At 63.2% G+C, this 20574-nt stretch carries 18 protein-coding genes and 1 riboswitch; of the genes, 4 read left to right on the forward strand and 14 right to left on the reverse strand.

Annotation, left to right across the window (positions count from 1 at the left end):
• Positions 1-66: 66 nt before the first annotated feature.
• The 5 genes from MUB52_RS02920 to MUB52_RS02940 all read right to left on the reverse strand — a co-directional run bounded on the left by MUB52_RS02920 (position 67) and on the right by MUB52_RS02940 (position 7224).
• Positions 67-705, reverse strand: a complete 639-nt coding sequence (locus MUB52_RS02920; protein ID WP_404818177.1) for a cell wall hydrolase — start codon at positions 703-705, stop codon at positions 67-69.
• A gap of 142 nt (positions 706-847) precedes the next feature.
• A complete protein-coding gene (locus tag MUB52_RS02925; protein ID WP_263842697.1) occupies positions 848-3427 on the reverse strand; it encodes a pyruvate, phosphate dikinase in 2580 nt (859 codons plus the stop codon).
• 55 nt (positions 3428-3482) lie between these two features.
• Positions 3483-5735, reverse strand: coding sequence for a glycine--tRNA ligase subunit beta (gene glyS, locus MUB52_RS02930; RefSeq protein WP_263842698.1), 2253 nt, complete (start codon positions 5733-5735; stop codon positions 3483-3485).
• Positions 5735-6256, reverse strand: a complete 522-nt coding sequence (locus MUB52_RS02935; protein ID WP_263842699.1) for a DUF6446 family protein — start codon at positions 6254-6256, stop codon at positions 5735-5737. The genes glyS and MUB52_RS02935 overlap by 1 nt, the downstream gene beginning before the upstream one ends.
• Positions 6253-7224, reverse strand: coding sequence for a glycine--tRNA ligase subunit alpha (locus MUB52_RS02940; protein ID WP_263842700.1), 972 nt, complete (start codon positions 7222-7224; stop codon positions 6253-6255). Before MUB52_RS02940 ends, MUB52_RS02935 begins: the two co-directional genes overlap by 4 nt.
• 161 nt (positions 7225-7385) lie before the next feature.
• Between MUB52_RS02940 and MUB52_RS02945 the strand changes: the two genes are divergently transcribed.
• Entirely contained in the window at positions 7386-9182 is a 1797-nt protein-coding gene (locus MUB52_RS02945) for a serine protease (RefSeq protein ID WP_263842701.1), read from the forward strand.
• Between the two features lie 136 nt (positions 9183-9318).
• The gene (locus MUB52_RS02950) at positions 9319-9600 is read left to right on the forward strand and encodes a hypothetical protein (protein ID WP_263842702.1); all 282 of its coding nucleotides are present in this window, start codon (positions 9319-9321) and stop codon (positions 9598-9600) included.
• A gap of 6 nt (positions 9601-9606) precedes the next feature.
• Here the strand turns inward: MUB52_RS02950 and MUB52_RS02955 are convergent, their stop codons facing one another.
• From MUB52_RS02955 to metZ, 5 genes are all read right to left on the reverse strand, one after another.
• Positions 9607-11241 carry a thiamine pyrophosphate-binding protein gene (locus MUB52_RS02955; protein WP_263842703.1) on the reverse strand — a complete coding sequence of 545 codons (1635 nt, stop codon included), beginning with the start codon at positions 11239-11241 and terminating at the stop codon, positions 9607-9609.
• Position 11242: 1 nt separating this feature from the next.
• Entirely contained in the window at positions 11243-12691 is a 1449-nt protein-coding gene (locus tag MUB52_RS02960; RefSeq protein WP_263842704.1) for a TrkH family potassium uptake protein, read from the reverse strand.
• A 57-nt stretch (positions 12692-12748) separates the two neighbouring features.
• Positions 12749-12988, reverse strand: a complete 240-nt coding sequence (locus tag MUB52_RS02965; RefSeq protein ID WP_263842705.1) for a hypothetical protein — start codon at positions 12986-12988, stop codon at positions 12749-12751.
• A gap of 160 nt (positions 12989-13148) precedes the next feature.
• A complete protein-coding gene (folE2, locus tag MUB52_RS02970; protein WP_263842706.1) occupies positions 13149-14252 on the reverse strand; it encodes a GTP cyclohydrolase FolE2 in 1104 nt (367 codons plus the stop codon).
• A gap of 139 nt (positions 14253-14391) precedes the next feature.
• Positions 14392-15573 (reverse strand): O-succinylhomoserine sulfhydrylase, encoded by a 1182-nt coding sequence (metZ, locus tag MUB52_RS02975; RefSeq protein ID WP_263842707.1) that lies wholly within the window; start codon positions 15571-15573, stop codon positions 14392-14394.
• 63 nt (positions 15574-15636) lie between these two features.
• Positions 15637-15713, reverse strand: a riboswitch (SAM riboswitch).
• Between the two features lie 116 nt (positions 15714-15829).
• On the opposite strand from metZ, the gene MUB52_RS02980 reads away from it, so the two are divergent.
• Both MUB52_RS02980 and MUB52_RS02985 read left to right on the forward strand, forming a co-directional pair.
• Complete coding sequence (locus MUB52_RS02980; RefSeq protein ID WP_263842708.1) at positions 15830-16831, forward strand: alpha/beta hydrolase; 1002 nt, start codon at positions 15830-15832, stop codon at positions 16829-16831.
• Between the two features lie 153 nt (positions 16832-16984).
• Positions 16985-17734: a cyclic nucleotide-binding domain-containing protein gene (locus tag MUB52_RS02985; RefSeq protein ID WP_263842709.1), complete on the forward strand. Its 750-nt coding sequence runs from the start codon at positions 16985-16987 to the stop codon at positions 17732-17734.
• Here MUB52_RS02985 and MUB52_RS02990 read toward each other — a convergent pair.
• The 4 genes from MUB52_RS02990 to ftsY all read right to left on the reverse strand — a co-directional run.
• Positions 17698-18312, reverse strand: a complete 615-nt coding sequence (locus MUB52_RS02990) for an inner membrane-spanning protein YciB (protein WP_263842710.1) — start codon at positions 18310-18312, stop codon at positions 17698-17700. The genes MUB52_RS02985 and MUB52_RS02990 overlap by 37 nt on opposite strands.
• Positions 18313-18321: 9 nt before the next feature.
• A complete protein-coding gene (locus tag MUB52_RS02995; protein ID WP_263842711.1) occupies positions 18322-19224 on the reverse strand; it encodes a DMT family transporter in 903 nt (300 codons plus the stop codon).
• Positions 19221-19616: a GNAT family N-acetyltransferase gene (locus MUB52_RS03000; RefSeq protein ID WP_263842712.1), complete on the reverse strand. Its 396-nt coding sequence runs from the start codon at positions 19614-19616 to the stop codon at positions 19221-19223. The genes MUB52_RS02995 and MUB52_RS03000 overlap by 4 nt, the downstream gene beginning before the upstream one ends.
• The coding region (gene ftsY / locus MUB52_RS03005; RefSeq protein WP_263842713.1) for a signal recognition particle-docking protein FtsY at positions 19606-20574 on the reverse strand (969 nt) is incomplete at its 5' end. The genes ftsY and MUB52_RS03000, both read right to left, overlap by 11 nt.

A 20574-nucleotide genomic window follows, 5' to 3' on the forward strand; every position in this document is an offset into this window, starting at 1 on the left:
TTCGCCAACGTAAGCGTCACTCGGCCTTTAGCAGCCCCGGCAGCGGCGCGCCAACCCCCGAAAACGTCAGTTGCTCGCGGTGCGCCAGGTATGGCGATAGAAGATGTGTTCGCCGATGGCCGCCGTCTTGGTGTAAACACGGCTCCAGCGCGGGCTGACCGCGGTCGTATGGTAATGCGTCGCACCCTCGGTCAGCTCAGGCGCCATACCATCCAATGCCGCACGTGCGACCTTGGCGACCCGCTCGAAAGCGCGCGGCTCGGAGATGATCTCCTTATGGCCATCGCAGGTGTAGGTGAACTGGCATTGGTACTTCTTGCCTGTGCCCTGATTGATGACGCCACAAGCGGACCCTGGGAACCGGTCCGATTCCACCCGGTTGAGGATCACTTCGGCGACGGCGAACTGGCCTTTGACAGTCTCGCCGCGCGCCTCGAAATAGAGCGCTTCTGCGAGACATTCCAATTCCGGGCCGCCCGTGGCCGGCGGCTGCGCATCGAGCCAACGTTTGGAGAATTCGACGGGTGTCGTGGCCTTCGGCTCCAAGGCCGTGTCTTGCATCCGGCGCAGGGTCACCTCTTGCAGGTCAACGACGGTGCCTTTCTCCGACAATTCATCCTGGTGGGCGAAGCCGGTATCGGCGATCAAAAAGCCCGAAATTAATCCTAATGATAACGAAAAAATCGTTTTGCAGATCCTACGCACAGCGCGTCCCCCAACGGCAGTTCAACGTCGGGTGCTCTACCGATAACGAAAGTTGACGTAAAGTTTACGGCCGTCAACATGGTTAACGTCGGCACAGTCTCGCTCAACACGTTATCCGAGCAACTACCATATTTTGTAAGCCTTATTCGGACGCATACTGTATATAGCCGTCAATCGCCAGCTGTGCGGCAGCTAGTCGCGCCACCGGGACCCGGAAAGGAGAGCAGGAGACATAGTCGAATTCCGCATCCCGGCAGAAAGAAATTGATTCGGGGTTGCCGCCATGCTCACCACAAATCGAGAGCGTCACATCCGGCTGCGCCGCCCGCCCGCGTTCGGCCCCGAGCTTCAGAAGCTCGCCTACGCCGTCGGTATCGAGCACATGAAACGGGTCTTCCGGAAAGACCCCCTGCTGCACGTAATCCGACATGAACCGCCCCGCGTCGTCTCGCGAAAGGCCATAGGTCATCTGGGTCAGATCGTTGGTCCCGAAACTCAGAAATGCGCAATGCGGCGCGATCTCAGCCGCGCGTAACGCAGCGCGCGGCGTCTCGACCATGACACCCAGACGGTAGTCAAACGGCTGATCGAGCTCGGTGCGGACGGCGGCGGCGACTGCGTCAATGAAGGTTTTGACGAGCTCGACCTCGCGCCGAGCCGAGACCAGCGGGATCATGATCTCCGGCACCACGACCAAGCCTTCTGCGCTGGCCGCGATTGTCGCCTCGAAGATCGCGCGGGCCTGCATCTCGTAGATTTCCGGAACCGTGACCCCCAGCCTAACACCGCGAAGCCCCAGCATCGGGTTGTATTCCGACATCGAGTCAATCCGGCGGGTGACGTCCGAGAGCGGCAGATCCAGGGCCTCGGCCAGCTCCCGCTGGCGTGCGCGGTCGGTCGGCAGGAACTCGTGCAAGGGCGGGTCAAAGAGCCGGATGCAGACCGGCCTGCCCTCCATGATGCGAAATAGCTGAGTGAAGTCCGCCCGCTGCATCGGCAGCAGACGTTCCAGGACCGCGCGCCGGTCTTCCGACGTCTCGGCGAAGATCATCTCGCGCATGACCGTCAAGCGCCCGGGTTCGAAAAACATATGCTCCGTCCGGCAGAGCCCGATCCCCTGCGCATCGAAGTTGCGCGCGGTCTGAGCGTCAGCCGGGGTATCGGCATTGGCCCGGATACCGATATCGCAGTGGTCGGAGGCCCACTCCATCAGCTTCTGGAAGCTCTCGTCGAGCGCCGCCTCGCGCATCTTGGGCGCACCGGCCAGAACCTGGCCGCTGGATCCATCGATGGTGATGATCTCCCCCGCCGCGAACACGCGCCCGTCGCGCGCGACCAACTGCTTCTTGCTTGGGCTGAACCGTATGTTCGACGCGCCCACGACGCAGGGCAAGCCGATCCCCCGTCCGATCACCGCGGCGTGGCTGGTGATGCCGCCCCGCTCGGTCAGCACCGCATGGGCTGCATGCATCCCGCGGATGTCTTCGGGCGAGGTCTCGCGCCGTACCAGGATGCAGGGATCACCGCGCGCCGCACTTGCCTGTGCCTCGGCAGCGGTAAAGACGATGTGACCCGTGGCCGCACCGGGACTTGCCGCGATGCCCCGCCCGATCACATCGCGCTTGGCCAGCGGGCTGATCTGCCGGTGCAACAGCTCCGAGAGCGTGCGGGGCTGGACACGCATCAGCGCTTCGGCCCGGCTGATGATCTTGTCCTCGGCAAGCTGCACCGCGATTCGCACGGAAGCCTGGCTGGATCGCGCCACGCGCACCCCGTCGAGGATGAAGAGCTGCCCGTTCTCGATCACGAATTCAACCTGCATCTCTTCGCGCAGTTTGACCCGCATCAGCTCGGCATGTGACTTCAGCGCCCGAAAGGCGTCTGGCGCCAGCTCTTCCAGCGACGGCCCGCGCGGATCGCGGCCGAGGTAGAGCGCGGCGGCGTTTGCCGCGAGCGCGTCCCGGCCCTGGCTCTGGCTCAGATAGCGCCCGGTGATCTGCGGCAGACCGGTCTCACCGTCCACGAGTTGCAAGAGACCCGATCCGCACTCGCCATGCCCCAGGCCAAGCGCCATTTCCTGGACCACAAGCCCGAGCCCGGCGTCGACCGGCGCGCCCTTCGCCTGACGCAGCAGGCGGGCCGAAGTGCCATCCCAGGCCCGCGCCATCGACTTCAGGACCGCGGCGAGTTGTTCGGCTGGATCGCCGGGAAAGGGCTCTTCCAATTCCGCTTCATAGGCGCGCAGTGCCTCTGCCAACCCATCCGGCCCATCCCCCTCCACATCCTCGAAGACATCCGGGTCAAGCCGTGCGACATCGACCGCGTAGTTCTCGACAAAGCGTGTGTAGATCGCTCGGGCGGCGGCGTCACCCAGACGCTCGGCCAGTGCGGTGAAACGTGCCTCGTTCATGCCGATGTTCAGCACGGCACCCGGCCCGCCCCAGTCGGGGTCTTCCGAGGACGGCCGCACGCAGAGCAGGGCCCCGTTCGGGAACTGCGAGACGATGGCCGCGATATCAGGCATCTCGCCCCGGGCGATCCTCTGTACTGCATCGAAGGACAGCGCGACCGTACGCGGCACCGGCAGCTCGAGTCGCACCAGCCGTTGCAGGCATTTCGCCCGCCCGCCATGCGTGTCATTCGCAATCGGCGCTGTCGGGGTCACGAGCGTGGTGTGCGGATTATTCTGCACTGCGGCATCCTTTTGGTTCGGACGCAGCATAAGACGTGGCGCGCGGCTGGCAAGGCTTAGTGCGCGCGAGTCTGTGTTTGCCGTTTCAGCCTTCGATCCGGGTCAGATCGGCGACCGAGGTGCAGAGCGTGGTGATCCGGCTGAGCAGGTTGAGGCGATTGCGCCGCACGGTGGCGTTATCGGCATTGATCTTCACCGCCTCGAAAAACGCATCAATCGGGGCGCGGAGCGCAGCGAGCGCCGCCATGGCTGTCGCAAAGTCCTGCTTTTCCATGGCAGGTGCAATCTGCGCCTCCGCCTGATCGAGCGCTTCAAACAGCGCGCGCTCTTCCTTCGTCTCCGCAAACTTCGGATCGGCGCCGTAGGAGTATTCGACCCCATCCGCCTCCTGCGCCTGGGTCAGAATATTGTTGGCCCGCTTGAACCCCTGGATCAGGTTCTCCCCATCCTCGGTTTTCAGCACATCCGACAACGCCCGCGCGCGCTTCACGAGAAGGGTCAGATCGTCATTCCCCTCCATCGCGATACAGGCGTCGATGATGTCATGGCGGATACCCTGATCGCGGAGATAGACTTTGAGGCGGTCGTGGAGGAATGAGAGGAGATCTATCGTAGCACTAGCTACGACAGCTCTCCATTCAGGCATTAGCGTAGTACTCTTCATGGAGTCTACCAACGCGGAGATTTGCGGGTCTGACACTTGGTGGCCAGCTTGCAAGTCAGCCAAAAAGCTCGAGACATTCTCTCGATTCTGTGCCGCGACCTGATCCAGATGATCAGAAACGTGTTTGACAAAAGCCGCAAAGAACGGTCGCAACTTACCTGACCTTTGATACTTGTTCTGTAGAGAGAGACGAATGTCGTTCTCCAAGACTAACCGAATAACCCCCAAAGCAGCCCGACGCAGTGCAAAGGGGTCCTTGCTCCCTGTCGGTTTCTCATCAATCGCCCAGAAGCCGGTTAACGTGTCAATCTTGTCCGCCAACGCCACAACGACCGAAACTGGCGCGGTCGGCACTTCATCGGAGGGCCCAAGCGGCGAGTAGTGTTCTTCCGCAGCCGCAGCAATCGCTGCGCCCTCTCCTGAAGCTTCGATGTAATACCGCCCCATAAGGCCTTGAAGTTCAGGGAACTCATAGACCATCTCGGAGCTCAGATCCGCCTTCGCCAGCCGTGCCGCACGTTCAGCCTGATCTGCGTCAGCACCGACGACCGGCGCCAGCTCACGGGCCAGCGCGGCGATGCGGTCAATGCGCTCGGCTTGCGTGCCGAGCTTGGCGTGGAAGGTCACGTGTTTCAACTGCTCCAGCCACGGTTCCATGCCGGCCCGCGCCACACGCAGGTCGTTTTCCCAGAAGAACTTGGCATCCGCCAGCCGGGCCGAGAGCACCTTCTCGTTGCCCGCGAGGATCGTCGCGCCGTTGTCCGCCGTCTCGCGATTGGCCACGGTGATGAAGCGTTCGATCCGGCCCGTCTTTGGGTTGCGCACGGAAAAGAACTTCTGATGCTCCTTCATCGAGGTCTGCAGCACCTCGGGCGGCAACTCGAGAAAGTCGTCCGCAATCCGGCCCATCAGCACCACGGGCCATTCCACCAACCCCGCGACTTCGGCCAAGAGGCCCTTGTCCTCGACCACCTCCAGACCGCTGGCAAAGGCCATGTTTGTGGCATCATGCCAGATCGCCTCCGCCCGTTCCTCCGGGTCGAGCACCACGTAGGCGCGCTTGAGCTTTGCCGTGTAATCCTCGAAATTCACGACCGAAAAGCGATCCGGCGCCATGAAGCGGTGACCCGCAGTCGTGTCACCCGCCGTGATCCCATCCACCTCCAGCGGCACAACCTCCGTGCCCGCCTCATCGCTCAGGATGCAGAGAATGGAGTGCAAGGGCCGCACCCAGCGCAGGCTGCCCGCGCCCCAGCGCATGGATTTGGGCCAGGGAAAGCTGCGGATGGTTTTCTCGAGCACCTCGCCGATGATCTCCGCCGCCGGGCGACCGGCTTTCTCGATCCGGGCAAAGAGCACCGCGCCCTTCGGCGTCTCGCGTTCCTCCAGCTGGTCACGGGTGAGCCCGGCGCCCCGCAGGAAGCCTTCGATGGCCGTCTTGGGCGCATCTGCGCGCGGGCCCTTGCGCTCCTCAACGGTTGCGGGGCTCGCGGCCAGCACACCCTCGACGGTCAGCGTCAGGCGGCGCGGGGTCGAGAAGGCGCCCGCCCAGGCATAAGTCAGCCCCGCCTCAACCATCCCATCGGTGACGAACTTCTTCAGATCGTCGGCCGCACGGCGTTGCATACGGGCCGGGATTTCCTCGGAAAAGAGCTCAATCAGCAAATCAGGCATCAGCTGTCATCCCGTTCCGGGCACTCCTCGCCCACAATCGTTCCGTCATAGGCTTTCTCGCCGCAATCGTTCAGCTCGTGCCAGATGTAGCCGCGCCCGTCGTCGGTGATCACCACGATGCGGTCGACCCCGAAAGCCACGTTCTTTTCGCCGAGGAACGGGAGTGCGGTGCCCGCCCGCATCTTATCGGCGATAGCTTGGGCGTCGAAGCAGTCGAACCAATGCGGCGCGTTGCGCGGCGTCGCGACCTCAAGGCCAACGTAGGTCTCGGTCAGCATCGGAAGGCTGGCCGAGGTCTCGAAACAGGCGCGGAAACGGATGGGGGAGCTGTCGGCGTCAATCGCCTCGATGGCCTCGGCGCGGATGGGTTCGGGCTGTTCGGTGGTCAGAGACACCAGCCGCACCTCGGTCACCTCCGCCGTCACCTCCTCGTAAAAGCCGTAGACCTGCAGATAATAGAGAGCGGCACCCGCAACCGCCCCCGAGATCAAGATGGCACTGCCCACGATCTTGCCGTTCATGCAGCGCTGTCCGGTTGCCAGCCGCCGGCTTCGGTCTGCACGAAAGCATCGGCGCAGAGCTTGGCCAGAGCGCGCACGCGCCCGATGTAGGCCTGCCGCTCGGTCACCGAGATCACGCCGCGCGCATCCAGTAGGTTGAACATATGGCTCGCCTTGATGCACTGGTCATAGGCGGGATGCACCATGATGATGCGCTTGCCGGTTTTGGGATCGTCCTGCGGCGCCTCCAGGATCTCGCGGCAATGGGCCTCGGCCTCGTTGAACTGACGCAGCAGCACGTCCGTGTCCGCGGTGTCGAAGTTCCACCGCGCGTATTCCTCTTCGGTCTGTTTGAAGACGTCACCATAGGACAGCGCGATGGGCGACACCTCTTTGCCGTCAGCGCCCCTGCGGGGCGACGGATCGTTGAACGGCATGTCCATGACGTGATCGACGCCCAGCACATACATCGCCAGCCGCTCCAGCCCGTAAGTCAGCTCGCCCGAGACGGGGTGGCAGTCATGCCCGCCGACCTGCTGGAAATAGGTGAACTGGCTGACTTCCATGCCGTCGCACCAGACCTCCCAGCCCAATCCCCAGGCGCCGAGCGTCGGGCTCTCCCAGTCGTCCTCGACAAAGCGGATGTCGTGCAGGCCCATGTCGATCCCGATGGCCGCCAGCGAGCCGAGGTAGAGCTCCTGCAGATCGGGCGGGCTGGGTTTGATCAGCACCTGATACTGGTAATAGTGCTGCAGCCGGTTCGGGTTCTCGCCATAGCGCCCATCGGTGGGGCGGCGTGAGGGCTGCACATAGGCCGCGGCCCAGGCCTGCGTGCCAAGCGAGCGCAGCGTTGTGGCCGGATGGAAGGTGCCAGCACCCACCTCCATGTCGTAAGGCTGCAGAATGGCGCAGCCCTTCGCCGCCCAATAGGTCTGCAATCTCAGGATGATCTCCTGAAAGGATTTCGGAGCATCGCTTGTCTGGGACATGAAACGGCGGCCTCGGGATGGTCTTGCGCGCCTTACCTACGTGTGTGGACTGGAGGCGTCAATTGGCGCTTTGCTGATATTTCCCGCCATTGTCTTGTGGCCAAGCCGGTGATTTCCTGATTATCTGTGCCGGATTTTTGAGGCCAGAGGTGAGCAGGCAGATGATCCGGTTTTTGGGGGTGTGCGTGGCGGTTTTTGCCACCTGGAGCATGATGGCGTTCGCGCAGTCTGATCAGGAGGTGGTCTGGGTCCAGATCGAGGCGCAGCCGAACCTGCAAGACGGTCTGACCCGCGCCGAGGACTACGCGCGCGCGCTCGACGACGTGAACGGCTTCGCTCTCGGCGGCGGCTGGTACGGGATCCTTCTGGGCCCCTACGCGGCCGAGGATGCGCGGCAGGTCCTGAACGTGTATCGCGCCGATGGATTGATCCCGCGTGACAGCTACATCGCCTTCAGCAGCGCGCTCGGTGCGCAGTTCTTCCCAGCGGGCGCGGATCTTCTGCGGCGCGGAACGCTGACGGCTGAGGCGGCTCCCGCGCTACCCCAGAGTGAGGATCTGACACCGCAGATCGCCCTCGATACCGGCAACACCGCCGATCCGGCAGAGCAGCAACCCGCCGCCTTGGTCACGACGCCCGACGAAACGCCTGCACAGGCGCGCCAGAGCGAACGTCTGCTGAGCGCCGAAGAGCGGCTCGACCTGCAGACCGCGCTGCAATGGGCCGGCTTCTACAACGCAGCCATTGACGGCGCTTTCGGACGCGGGACGCGCAACTCCATGGCCGCCTGGCAATCCGCGAACGGCTTCGAGCCGACCGGCGTTCTGACCACGGCTCAGCGCGCAGGCCTTCTGGGGCAGTACAATGCGGTCCTGGAAGGGCTCGATCTTAGGCGCGTGACAGATGCGAAGACCGGCATCGAAGTGAAGCTGCCGATGGCACGCGTTGCGTTCGACCGCTACGAAGCACCCTTTGCCAAGTTCAGCAGCGTCGAGGGCGATGTCGCCCAGGTTCTGCTGATCAGCCAGGACGGGAACAGCGACACGCTCGCCGGGCTCTATCAGGTCATGCAGACACTGGAGATCGTGCCCCTGAACGGCGAGCGCTCTCTCGAAGGATCGAGCTTCGTCTTGATCGGGCGCAATAAGGACATCGTCAGTGAAACACGTGCCGGGCTTGAGGACGGCCAGATCAAGGGCTTCACGCTGATCTGGCCCGCGGGCGACGAGGACCGCCGGAGCCGCTTGATCATGGAGATGGAGTCGAGCTTCACGCGGCTGCCCGGCGTGCTGGACCCCGCAGCGGGCGATGCCGCCGATCAGAGCATCGATCTGGTAGCGGGCTTGCAAGTGCGCAAACCCCGCCTGTCGCGCTCGGGCTTCTTTGTCGATGAGCGCGGTGCGGTTGTCACGACCGCGGACGCGGTGCAGAGCTGCACGCGGATCACGCTGGACGACGATGTGGAAGCCCGGCTGAACATCGTGGACCCAGACTTGGGCGTCGCCGTGCTTACTCCGGCGCAAACGCTTGCCCCGGCGCAGGTCGCGCAGTTCAGCCCCGTGCCACCGCGGCTGCAGTCCGACGTGGCGGTCGCAGGCTATTCCTACGAAGGCATTCTCGATGCGCCGAGCGTGACCTTCGGCACGCTGGCCGATCTGCGCGGCCTGCAAGGGGAAAAGGATCTCAGCCGCCTGAACCTCGAGACGCTGCCCGGTGATGCGGGCGGTCCGGTCTTCGACACCAGTGGGAACGTGCTGGGTATGCTGTTGCCCCGTGGCGGCGGGCAGCGGCAGTTACCGCCCGAGGTGTCCTTTGCACTGGCTGGCGGCGCCATCGCCAAGGTGCTCGAAACAGCGGGCATCGCAGCGCCTCAGCCTGGCCTCACCGCCGCAGTGGCACCCGAGGACATCACCGCGCAAGCGGTCGATATGACCGTGCTGGTGAGTTGCTGGGAATAGGCGCAAAAACATCTCAAATCCGCTCTAAAGAAAGAGCCGCTCCGGCGCATCCATTTGCGATGCGTTAAGACCCACCAGCCATGCTGCTCAGGCGTGGGGGCGTGTCGTACTTCGGTACGTCTATGGAGTGAGTGAAATGCTGAAACACTTTGCGGCACTGGCGCTCGGTGCTGCCCTGGCGCTGCCTGCAGCTGCCGATCAAGCCGCATCCGGCTCGAAAAAAGCGACCTTGGTGACCTATTCGTCGCCGTCGCTGCCGCCTGCGAACTACCGCGGGCAGTGGTGGACAACACCGGACAATTGCCAATACTCGCGCGCTGGCCGTCCGGGCGAGACCGTGTGGTATCTGATCGTGAATACCGCGCATGAAGGCTGCGAACGCCGCCTGATCCAGCGCGCCTATTCGGATTACCGCTGACCGGCCTCAGCCGGTCAGGCCGGGCGAGATGCAGATCAGCGTCGGACCGTCGGCCGCGAAAGCCTCTGTGACAGCACTCTGAAGGGCCTCGATGCTCTTCGGGGCCGCTGCACGGGCGCCAAAAGCCTCCGCCAGCCTGCAGAAATCGGGATTTCGCGCGATCACCGCGTTGGGCGCAATCTGCGCGCGCACCATGCTTTCCTCGATCTCCTTGAGCTTGCCGTTGTCCCAAAGGATGATGGGAATGCGCAGGCCCAGTTCGACGGCAACGCCGAGCTCCTGCATCGTATAGTGAAACCCATAGTCGCCGATGATCGCCATCGTCGGCTGACCGGCGCGTGCGATGGCCCCGCCAATCGCGGCCGGTGTCGCATAGCCCAACGTGCCGAAGCCGTAAGGATGATGCCAGTGACAGGCACGGTCCATGTCCCAGACCTCCTTGGCCACATAAGCAAGCTGCGTCATATCCGAATAGATCATCGTGTCGGGCGGCACGACCGCGCGCAAGGCGTCACAGATGGCCACGATGCCGGGGCGCTCCGCGTCAACCTCCGCCCGCCAACGCGCCCGGTAGTCGGCGACGATCTCGGAGGACCAGCGGGAGGCCGGCACCCCTGCGAACGCCCCTTCGATCGCCGCGAGGGCATCCACGGCATCCGCCTGCAACCGCGTGTCGTCGGCGTCGGCCGCGGCCAGGACCGTGGGGTCGAGGTTGATGTGCACAGCGCCCGCGCGATGCCCAGGATCGCTGCGCCACAGGTCGACCTCGGCCAGGTCAGTCCCCAGATAGATCACGCAGTCGCTGGACTTCAGCAGTGTCGCACTTTCCGGCCGCGCAAGGCTGGCCCCGAAGGCGCGCGGATTGTCGGGGGCCACCACACCGCGGCCGGCATAGGTGGTGAACGAAGCCGCCTTGCTCTTGGCCAGGACACTGCTCACGAGCGATTCAACGCCGGGGGTCGCCGCACCTCCACCGAAAATGAGCAGCGGACGTTCGGCTTCCATGATGCGCCGGGCGAGGCTCTTGATCTGCTGAGCTCCGAGCGAGGGCCGCTGGACCCCTTCGAGCAGGTTGCGGGATGATCGCGGCGGCGTTCTCGGCGCCGTAGGCGCCGGCCGCGCGATGGCCGGTGCCGCCTGCGCCTGCAGCAGGGCAATCGGCACCTGGATGTGCTTGGGGCGTTTGCGGTCGGTCAGGAACTCCACCAACGCGCGGTCGATGAGCCGGTAGGCAGCGGATGCGGAGCGGGCCTCCTCCGACCAGTCGCAGACGGTTTCGGCCGCTGCGCGCTGATCCTTCATTTGATGCAGCTGCCCCTTCGTCGCGGCCACATCGTCAAGGCAACTGGAGATCACCAGCATGGGCACGGAATCCGAATAGGCCTGCCCCATCGGCGTCATGATGTTGCAGAGCCCCGGCCCGGTGATCACATAGGCGACACCCGGCTTGCCGCTCGCGCGGGCATAGCCATCGGCCATGAAGCCCGCGCCCTGTTCGTGCCGGGCCAGGATATGGGTGATCCCGGCCTCTTCGATCCCGCGATACATCTCCTGATTGTGGACGCCGGGAATCCCGAAGATCACATCGACGCCGCGGTCCTTGAGCATATGGGAAATCTGTGCCCCGAGCGGTCGTTGCATCTCAGTCTCTCCAGAAATTGACGGTCAAAATGGCATAAACGGCCAACAATTCGAGTCGCCCCAACAGCATACCGACAGAGAGCAGCCATTTCGCGGTGTCATTCAGGCCCGCAAAATTCCCCGCGGGCCCGATCTCGTCGCCGAGCCCCGGACCGACGTTGGACAAGGCCGTTGCCGCCCCCGAGAGCGAGGTGATGAAGTCGAGCCCGGTCAGGCTCAGCGCGACGGCGAGCAGGCCCAGCGTCAGAACGAAGAACATGAAAAAGGAAATCACCGAACTCAGCACATCGTCGCCCACCGGTCGGCGGTCGTAGCGCACCACGAAGACACCGTTGGGCGACCGGATGCGCCGCAGCTGCATCCTGATCGACGCAAAGAGCAGCTGATAGCGGAAGATCTTGATCGAACAGGTTGTGGACCCCGCGCAGCCGCCGATCAGACCGATGAAGAAGAACATGGAAATCAGCAGCGGGCCCCAGGTCATGTAATTGGCCGAGGCGTAGCCCGTGCCCGTCATGATCGACGTGGCATTGAAGAGCGCTTCGCGCATGGAAGTCCCCCACGCCTGTGGAAAGAGCTGAAACAAGGCGAAGGACATGATCGCGACGATCACGAGCAGGGTGGCGATGAAAACCTGGATCTGGCTGTCCCGCCAGAGCGGCTTGGGCTGGCCGTTGATCAGCTGCACGTAGCGCACGAAAGGCAGTGCCGCGAGCACCATGAAGAAGGCCGCGGCAATCTCCAGGTTGCCTTTGAAAACGCCGAAGGAGTCATCGTAATTCGCAAAGCCGCCGGTGGAGACTGTGGTCAGCGCATGCACCGTCGCGTCGAAGGCATTCATGCCCAGGACCAGGTAGCTGAGCGCGCAGATCATGGTCAGGCCGAGGTAGATGCTGGAAATCTGGCTCGCGATCTGACCCGCACGCGGCAGGATCTTCCCCATCGTGTCAAAGGACTCGGATTTGAAGATCTGCATCCCGCCGACGCGCAGCTCGGGCAGGAAGACCATGGCGACGACGATGATGCCGATGCCACCCAACCATTGCAGGATGCCGCGCCACAGAAGGATGCCCTTCGGCAGTTCCTCCAGACCCGAGAGCACCGTGGAGCCGGTGGTCGTGAGACCCGACATGGCCTCGAAAAATGCATCGACAAAGCGGGATTCGGTGGCCCCGAAGACGAAAGGCAGTGCCCCGAAGAGCGGCAGCGCCACCCAGACGCCCGTGGTCAGCAGGAAGGTCTGTTGGATCGTCAGCCCTTCCTTGACGCCATTGGCGCAGGCGAGCGCGATCCCGCCTCCCGACAGCATGGTGATCAATGCGGACTGGATGAAGACCGGCCAGTGGCCGCGCCCCTCGGCAATGTCGACCAGCATCGGCAGCAGCATGGCCACGCCGAGAACGCTGACCAGCAGTCCGATCACATATCCTACGGGGCGGATGTCCAACATGCGCGCAGGGTTGGCTGCGCGCCATGTCGGTGTCAAGCAGCTGAATTCAGTGCGTGATCAGACGTAGTAGAGATCGTGGAACACCACATGCACGATGTCGTCGCGCTTGATGTTCATCGCGGCCAGCTCTTCATCGGTCTTGGCTTGCAGCGCCTGAACCTTTCTCACGCGGCCCATGTAAGAGCTCGAGACGATCATCGTTTTCACGATGGACGAGAGCACGCCACGTAGGGCGCCGAAGAGGTTATGTGCAAAACGGCCCAAGCCGCTGTCGAATTCTGTGGAGTGATACGCCATCGGAGATCCTTACGTTAAACGTTCATCTCCTCCCGATGCGATGGTCATAGCGCATGGACCCACGGATGAGAATTGCAAGTTCTGCATGGCCGCTATGGCCCCAGCGATGCAAAAAAGCGCTGCAAAATTCAGCGCTTTCAATTGTTTATTAAGGTTTGTTCTACCCGACGTGAAACAGCGTGTTGAACAGACGCGGATCCAGGCTCTCAGTCGCAAAGGTATCGCCCTCGACCAGAATGCTCACCGCGTCATGGCTGTGCAGGCTCTCCTGATGGCTGGCCACCACACGGAAATCGCCGATGCGCACGTCTGCCTGCAACTGCTCGCAGAAGAGACGCGCGGCGTCTTCGACGAAAATCGGATTGGCCGCGTTGAGCTCCGCAAAGGCCTGCTCGTCCTCGCGCTTGACCATGACCTGTGTTTCGGTCGGCACCGCGCGGCGACAGGCTTCGATCAGATCCTCGAACCAGAGGCAGCGCGCGTCTTCGTCGATCTCCACCGAGATCCGCGCCACGGACCGCTGCGAATGCGGTGTGGCAAGCTGACCGCGCGTGGCCCGCGCGTGTTCGGAGAGCTCCAGCGAACAGGGGCATGTCGAGGAATAGACATAGTCGAGGTGCATGATCTTCTTGCGCACGCCGGACTGCTCCACAAGTTCGAGCGCAATGTCGTAATACTGGTAGCCCGACAGACCCGAGCGCAGGCTGTCCACCTTCATCGGGAAGCTGAAGCGCATCTGAATGCGCGCATCGAAGCTGTCGAGATCCGAGATGTAGTCATCCAGCGCCGCCTCGATCACACCGAAACTGAAGGTCTCTTCGGCGTGCTTGTAGAAGGAGCGCATGATGCGGGACATGTTGATGCCCTTCTTGTCGGCCTCCAGGCTGACAGAGCCGGTGACCGAGGTCTCCAGCGTCAGCGGACCGTTGTCACGGGTTTGGAACCGCAAGGGCAACCGGAAATTCGAAATGCCGACATGCTGGATCTGCTGCCTGGCCCCGCGGATCAGGCTCGACGGCCCGTTCTGCAGATCGGGCAGCGTGGCCTTGTAGCCCTCGTCGGTCGCGAAATCCTCAGGGTAGTCGCGCGAGAAGGCCGGATAATCAACGGATGTGTCGCCCGGAATCAGCCGTGCAACCGACGGATCGAGCTCGAGAATTTCTGTCACAGTCGCGCCTTTTACCCAGGTCCGCAGGACGGCAAGCGCGGTTTCGGCCTGCTCCCGGTCGGGTGTGGCATCAAGTACGGGTGTGTGGATGTTCATCGCTATGTCCCTCATGACGGCGTCTGTTCGGTAGATAGGTCGCGGACCGACCGCGGCCAACTCGTCCTCACAGATACGTCACTGGCGCGGGGTAAGATCACTATTGTGATCAATTATTTGCCGGATGCCGGCCGCGCGTTCAGGCCACGGCCAGCGCCTTCAGGATGTCATTGATCAGATCGTCCTCATCCTCGATGCCCGCGCTGATCCGCACAAGCCCATCGGTGATGCCAAGCGCATCCTTCTGGTCCTGCGGCAGGCGCTGATGGGTGGTGGTTGCGGGATGCGTCATGATCGTCTTGGCATCGCCGAGGTTGTTCGAGATCACACCGACCTCGATGGCATTCAGGAACCGGAACGCGGCCTCCTTCCCGCCCGCAAGGTCGATCGACAGAACCGTGCCGCCCTGCCCCATCTGGCGCTGTACGAGCCCGTGCTGCGGGTGGGTTTCGTGACCGGGATAGATCACACGCGAGAGTTTCTCGTGCTGATGTAGCGCCGCGGCAATGGCGGTGGCGTTGCCGGTCTGTGCCCGCACGCGCAGATCGAGCGTCTCCAGCCCCTTGAGCATCACCCAAGCCGTAAACGGGCTCATCGAGCCGCCGGTGTGCTTCATGTAGGGCTCGACGGTCTTGCGAATGAACGCCTGCGTGCCGAGGATCACGCCGCCAAGCGCGCGGCCCTGCCCGTCGATATGCTTGGTGGCGGAATAGATCACCACATCAGCGCCCTGTGCCAGTGCCTTCGACCAGACAGGCGTTGCAAAAACGTTGTCCACCAGCACCTTGGCACCCTTGGCATGGGCCAAAGCGGCGACACCGGCGATATCGACAACCTGCAAGGTCGGGTTCGACAGCGATTCGAAGAACACCGCCGTGGTATCGTCACGGATGGCTGCGGCCCAGGCGTCGAGATCGGTGCCGTCGACAAAGGTGACCTCCACGCCGAAGCGGGTCAGCACCTCTTCGAGCACATAGAGGCAAGAGCCGAAGAGCGCGCGGGCCGAAACCACGTGATCGCCCGCTTTCAACATCGACATCAAGGCTCCGGACACCGCCGCCATGCCCGAGGCGGTGGCAAAGGCATCCTCGGCCCCTTCAAGCGCCGCGATCCGCTCTTCGAACATCGCGACCGTGGGGTTGCCATATCGTGCGTAGATGAATTCGTCGGGTCCGGCTTCGATGAAGCGGGCCTCGGCGGCCTCGGCAGTCTCATAGACGAACCCTTGCGTGAGGAAAATCGCCTCGGAGACCTCGCCGTATTGGCTGCGGCGGGTTCCGCTGTGGATCGCGCGTGTCCGCGGCTTCAGATCAGCTGTCATTCTTCTCTTCTTCTCCAGCCCCGACGGGCACAAAAAAACCCCAGACGCGGTCAACGCGACGGGGTGTCCTCATCGGTGACCTTTTAGCGGTGAGTTTAACGTGGCCCGCAATCCGGTAACAAATCGCCACGTCCGCAGCGTTAAGACATGGCGTGTTGCGCGTCAACACCGTCACGGTGCTGTAACACTAAATTCATCCTGCTGTCGTATGTCTCTGGGATAGCTCAGCCACAACATCTTGTAGAGAGGGCGGACGATGCCGTTGCTCAGGGTCAATGCGACAGAGGATGGGCTGCACAAACACGGATGTCGCTCTGAGGCTTTGCCGGAGATTGCCGAGCTGTCCGGCCAGACGCCCGGGCCCGCCATCGTCATGATCCACGGGTACAAATACGACCCCGCCGACATCGCGCATTGTCCGCACCGGAAACTGTTTGGCGCGAACGGCGCGGATTGGCCGCGCGCACTGGGGTTCGGTGCCGCCGCGGCGGACGAGGGCCTTGGCATCGCCTTCGGCTGGCATGCCCGAGGCCCGCTGAAGCAGGTGCACCGGCGCGCCAGTGCGCTCGGCCCTGCGCTCGCGGATGTGTTGCACGCCCTGAAAGCGGCAGATCCGCGCCGCCCGGTCCATCTGATCGCGCATTCCCTCGGATCGGAGATTGCCCTGGCCGCGCTCGCGCATCTTCCCGCCCGCGCCGTAGATCGCATGCTGCTGCTCACCGGAGCAAGCTTTGCAACTGTCGCAGAACAGATGCTGGCAACGCCTGCCGGGCGCACCACGGAGGTGTTCAACGTCACAAGCCGCGAAAACGATCTGTTCGATCTGGCCTTTGAAACGCTGGTCGGCTTCGGGCACGGGGCGAACCGCGCCATCGGTCAGGGGATCAATCGACCGAACGTGGCGAACATCCAGCTCGACTGCGACCGCGTTCTGACCAGCCTTGCGCGGATGGGCGTCCGCGTTGCCTCAGCGGAGCGGCGTGTCTCCCATTGGTCGAGCTACACACGGCCCGGGATCATGGCGTTCTACACCAGTCTGCTGCGCCAGCCGCAGTCCTTGAGCTTTCATGATCTCCACCGGGCGCTTCCCAGCAGCATGGCGCCGCGGTGGTCCCGTTTTGCCCTGACACCACTCGCGGCGGCTGTGTGCCGCGTGGCCTCCGACACAGCGGTGGTGGCCAAGGGCAAGATCCAACGCCGGGCCTCCGCTGTCATGGGTGACACAGCGGATCAAAAGCGCAACGAACCGGCCTACTAACGTGCAGCGCACCGGTAAAGATGGCACGACGAACACCCCCGTAGCGGCAGGACGAATTGACAAAAAAGCCTCAAGACCGCTGATTTTCTTTGCATAAACCCATCTGTCTCGCGCAAACTCCGCAGGTGCCTAGGGGTATCGCTGAATTTGAGCATGACAGAGTATATGTATTCGCCCGGCGCGCTGGTCTATTTTGCAGGAGCGCTTTATGTTCTGGGGCTGATCACGATCAATCAGATCGTGTTGCGGCTTCTGATCCTCGCGGGCACCTCTGTCTACATCATCTACTACGCGACCGTTGCCGCGAGCCCCCTGTGGGAGGCGATCTATGTCAGCATGCTGATCGGTACGGCGAACCTGATCGGTCTGAGCAGCCTGCTCGCACGCAAGTCGCGCCTTGCGATCCCGCGTGCGCATGCGGACCTTTACGACAGTTTCCCACCGCTGCCGCCGGGCGATTTCCGCGGGCTCATGAAGCTCGCGCGCCGCTACCGGGTCGAGGATGAGCGGCAATTGACCGTTGAGGGCGAGGCAGGCTCCAAGCTCTATTACGTGATCTCAGGCGCCACCCGCGTGCAAAAGGGCAACAGCGAGTTCATTCTGCCGCCCAATTTCTTTCTCGGCGAAATCGCGTTTCTGATCAATGAGCCGAGTTCAGCCTCGACCTGGCTGGAGCCGGGGGCCGAGGTGCTGGAATGGCAGTTCGAGGATCTGCAACGCAAGTGCAAGCGGAGCACCCGGTTTCGGCTGGCCTTGGAAGCGGCGATCTCGGTGGATCTGGCACGCAAGGTTGCCCGCGCGATCGGGCCGAATGCGGTGCGCCCGCGCCCGCCCGGACCAGCTGACCCTGCGCCCTTGCGCGCGCGTCAACTCGCGTCGTCGGTGTCGTCGGTGATCAGGTAGCCTTGCAGGCTCGTAAACTGCCACATCAGGAATGCCATGAGGGCGATGGGAAAGCCGAAGGTCTCGATCTTCACCCATGCATCCGTCGACATGGTGCGCCAGATGATCTCATTGGCGACGGCCAGGGCAGCAAAAGCGCCGCAGAGCCTGCGGGTCAGGATCATCCACCCCTCCTGCCGCATCGGCATCATCTCGTTCATCACGTAGGCCAGATAAGACTGGCCACGCAGAAGCCCGATGCCGAGCAGCGCTGCGAAAAGCCCGTAGACGATGCTTGTTTTCATCTTGAAGAAGCGCTCGTCGTTGAACCAGGCGGTCAGCCCGCCGAAGAAGATCACCATGACGGCCGTGAAGATCTGCATCCGGCTAAGCTGGCCCGTCAGACGCCACAGGATGGCCATGGCCACCAGCAGGATCGGCACGAAGACGAGTGCGGCGATGATGAAGCCGGTGTACTCGATACCGCCGATGACGAAGGTGTCGTCCTTGATCCACAGATAGATCAGGAAAAACAGGACCGTAGGCCCCAGTTCCAGCACCTGTTTCACGACGGGATTGATCTGTTTTGCGTCTGACATCGTCTCTTCCTAACCACCCACCTCAACTATCACAGCGCCGAGCGCAATCAATGCCATAAGGGCAATCCGCCGCGGGCCGACGGTCTCTTTCAGGAAGAGCCAGCCGATGATGGCGGCAAAGACCGTGGAGGTCTCGCGCAGCACCGCGGCCTCGCCCACCTTGTCGAGCCGTGTGGCCAGCATGATCGCCCCGAAACTGAGCGGCGCGATCAGCCCGCCGACAAACCCGCGCGCCATGAGCGGCCCAAGCGCAGGCCGGTGCGCCATCCGCTGCCAGCGGAGCGCGGCGATGATCGGCATGACGAACCCGTCGATCATGAAGAACCAGGCGAGAAAGGTGAAAGGGTCGGCGGTCGCGCGGATGCCGTAGGCGTCGTAGGTGGTGTAAAGCGCAACGAAAAGCCCCGTCAGCACCGCCAGCCCCAGCGCCGCATTCAGGGTCTCGCGTTCCGGGACCAGGAAGATCATGTTGTAGATCGCCAGACCGAAGATGCCTGAAAGAAGCACGGCCACACCGACCCACTGCGCACCGGTGAAGGTCTCGCCGAAGATGAGGTAAGCGCCGATCACCGTGAAGAGCGGTCCAGTGCCGCGGACCACGGGATAGACAACCGTGAAGGCGCCCTTGCTGTAGGCCCAGGCCTGCAGCAGCTTGTAGATCACGTGGATCACCCAGACAGCCGCAAAGATCGGCCACATATGCGGCTCGGGCCAGGGCACGACGAAGAGCAAGAAGGGAATGGCCATCGTCATGTAGCTGATGTCGATGGCGCCCCGCGTGAGCCACGGATCGTGGCGCCCTTTCTGCAGCGCGCCGAAAACCGCGTGCAGAAAGGCCGCCATCAACGCGAGGCCAAGGGCAACGCTGTGCCCGGTCTCGGTGCCTTCGATGGAGAGCAGCCACTCGGTCATGGGACCCGGCGCGCCATACCGGTGCGCAGGGCAAACCCGTGTCGTTCATAGAGACGCTCTGCCCCGGAGTCGGCGATCAGGCTGATATAGCAGCCGCGGGGAAGCGTCTCATCGGCCCAGCGCATCAGCCGCGTCATGATCCGGTGCCCCCAACCCTGTCGTTGCAGGCGCGGATGCACAGCTACATCCGTGACCTGGGCAAAGGTGCCACCATCGCCGATCAGCCGCGCCATGCCGACCAGTTCGTCACCCTCCCAGAGCCAGACGCCGTGAAGCGTTTTCTGCAGCGCAATCCGTGTGGCGTCTTCCCCGACAACGCCGAGGCCGGCCGCGTGGCGCAACCCGCGAAAGGCCGCCACATCCGGCGCTCGTTCGGAGAAGTCAGGCGGCATCAAGGCCCATGAGCGCTTTGGCAAAGTCATCAGGATCGAAGGCGTCAAGATCGTCGATCTGCTCGCCCACACCGATGGCGTGGATCGGCAAGCCGAACTTATCCGCCAGTGCGACGAGCACCCCGCCCTTTGCGGTGCCATCGAGCTTGGTCATCACCAGCCCCGACACATCCGAGATATCGCTGAAGACCTTCACCTGATTGAGCGCGTTCTGACCCGTCGTGGCGTCCAGCACCAGCAGCGTGTTGTGCGGTGCGCTTTCGTCCTTCTTGCGGATGACGCGCACGATCTTGGCCAATTCTTCCATCAGGTCGGTACGATTCTGAAGCCGCCCGGCCGTGTCGATGAGCAGAAGGTCGGCGCCGTCGGCCTGGGCTTGGGTCATGGCATCGAAGGCGAGGCTTGCCGGGTCCGAGCCTTCGGGTGCGGTCAGCACCGGCACGCCCGCGCGCGCGCCCCAGACCTGGAGCTGTTCCACGGCAGCGGCGCGGAAGGTGTCGCCTGCCGCGATCACGACCTTCTTGCCGGCTGCACGGAACTGGCTGGCCAGCTTGCCGATCGTCGTGGTTTTGCCCGAGCCATTGACCCCCACGACCAGAACCACCTGCGGCGTCTGCGGATAGAGCGGGAGCGGCTTGGCGACCGGGTCCATGATCCGCGCGATCTCTGCAGACATCAGCTCCTTGATCTCCTGGACTGAGAGCTTCTTGCCCATGCGGCCCTCGGCCATGTTGGCAACGACCCGCAGAGCCGTATCGACACCCATGTCCGCGGTGATCAGCAGCTCTTCAAGCTGTTCGAGCATCGCATCGTCAAGCGCACGGCGGACGACTGTCTGCGCGTCTGAGCGGCCGAGAAGGCGCCCCAGTAGCCCTGGCTTCTCCGCGCCTGGGCTCGGCTCCGGCGCTGTCAGATCTTCCGCAACCGGTGCCGGGACACGCGGCAGCACGACAGGTTC

Source organism: Roseobacter sinensis (genome assembly GCF_025755255.1).
GTDB lineage: Bacteria > Pseudomonadota > Alphaproteobacteria > Rhodobacterales > Rhodobacteraceae > Roseobacter > Roseobacter sinensis.

Coding starts and splice junctions, on each gene's coding strand:
- MUB52_RS02955 (WP_263842703.1), bottom strand. CDS start 11,241: ATGCAACGACCGCTCGGGGCACAGATTTCCCATATGCTCAAGGACCGC.
- MUB52_RS02960 (WP_263842704.1), bottom strand. CDS start 12,691: ATGTTGGACATCCGCCCCGTAGGATATGTGATCGGACTGCTGGTCAGC.
- MUB52_RS02950 (WP_263842702.1), top strand. CDS start 9,319: ATGCTGAAACACTTTGCGGCACTGGCGCTCGGTGCTGCCCTGGCGCTG.
- MUB52_RS02990 (WP_263842710.1), bottom strand. CDS start 18,312: ATGTCAGACGCAAAACAGATCAATCCCGTCGTGAAACAGGTGCTGGAA.
- MUB52_RS02965 (WP_263842705.1), bottom strand. CDS start 12,988: ATGGCGTATCACTCCACAGAATTCGACAGCGGCTTGGGCCGTTTTGCA.
- metZ (WP_263842707.1), bottom strand. CDS start 15,573: ATGACAGCTGATCTGAAGCCGCGGACACGCGCGATCCACAGCGGAACC.
- MUB52_RS02945 (WP_263842701.1), top strand. CDS start 7,386: ATGATCCGGTTTTTGGGGGTGTGCGTGGCGGTTTTTGCCACCTGGAGC.
- MUB52_RS02980 (WP_263842708.1), top strand. CDS start 15,830: ATGCCGTTGCTCAGGGTCAATGCGACAGAGGATGGGCTGCACAAACAC.
- MUB52_RS02935 (WP_263842699.1), bottom strand. CDS start 6,256: ATGAACGGCAAGATCGTGGGCAGTGCCATCTTGATCTCGGGGGCGGTT.
- MUB52_RS02985 (WP_263842709.1), top strand. CDS start 16,985: ATGACAGAGTATATGTATTCGCCCGGCGCGCTGGTCTATTTTGCAGGA.
- MUB52_RS02925 (WP_263842697.1), bottom strand. CDS start 3,427: ATGCTGCGTCCGAACCAAAAGGATGCCGCAGTGCAGAATAATCCGCAC.
- folE2 (WP_263842706.1), bottom strand. CDS start 14,252: ATGAACATCCACACACCCGTACTTGATGCCACACCCGACCGGGAGCAG.
- glyS (WP_263842698.1), bottom strand. CDS start 5,735: ATGCCTGATTTGCTGATTGAGCTCTTTTCCGAGGAAATCCCGGCCCGT.
- MUB52_RS03000 (WP_263842712.1), bottom strand. CDS start 19,616: ATGCCGCCTGACTTCTCCGAACGAGCGCCGGATGTGGCGGCCTTTCGC.
- MUB52_RS02995 (WP_263842711.1), bottom strand. CDS start 19,224: ATGACCGAGTGGCTGCTCTCCATCGAAGGCACCGAGACCGGGCACAGC.
- MUB52_RS02940 (WP_263842700.1), bottom strand. CDS start 7,224: ATGTCCCAGACAAGCGATGCTCCGAAATCCTTTCAGGAGATCATCCTG.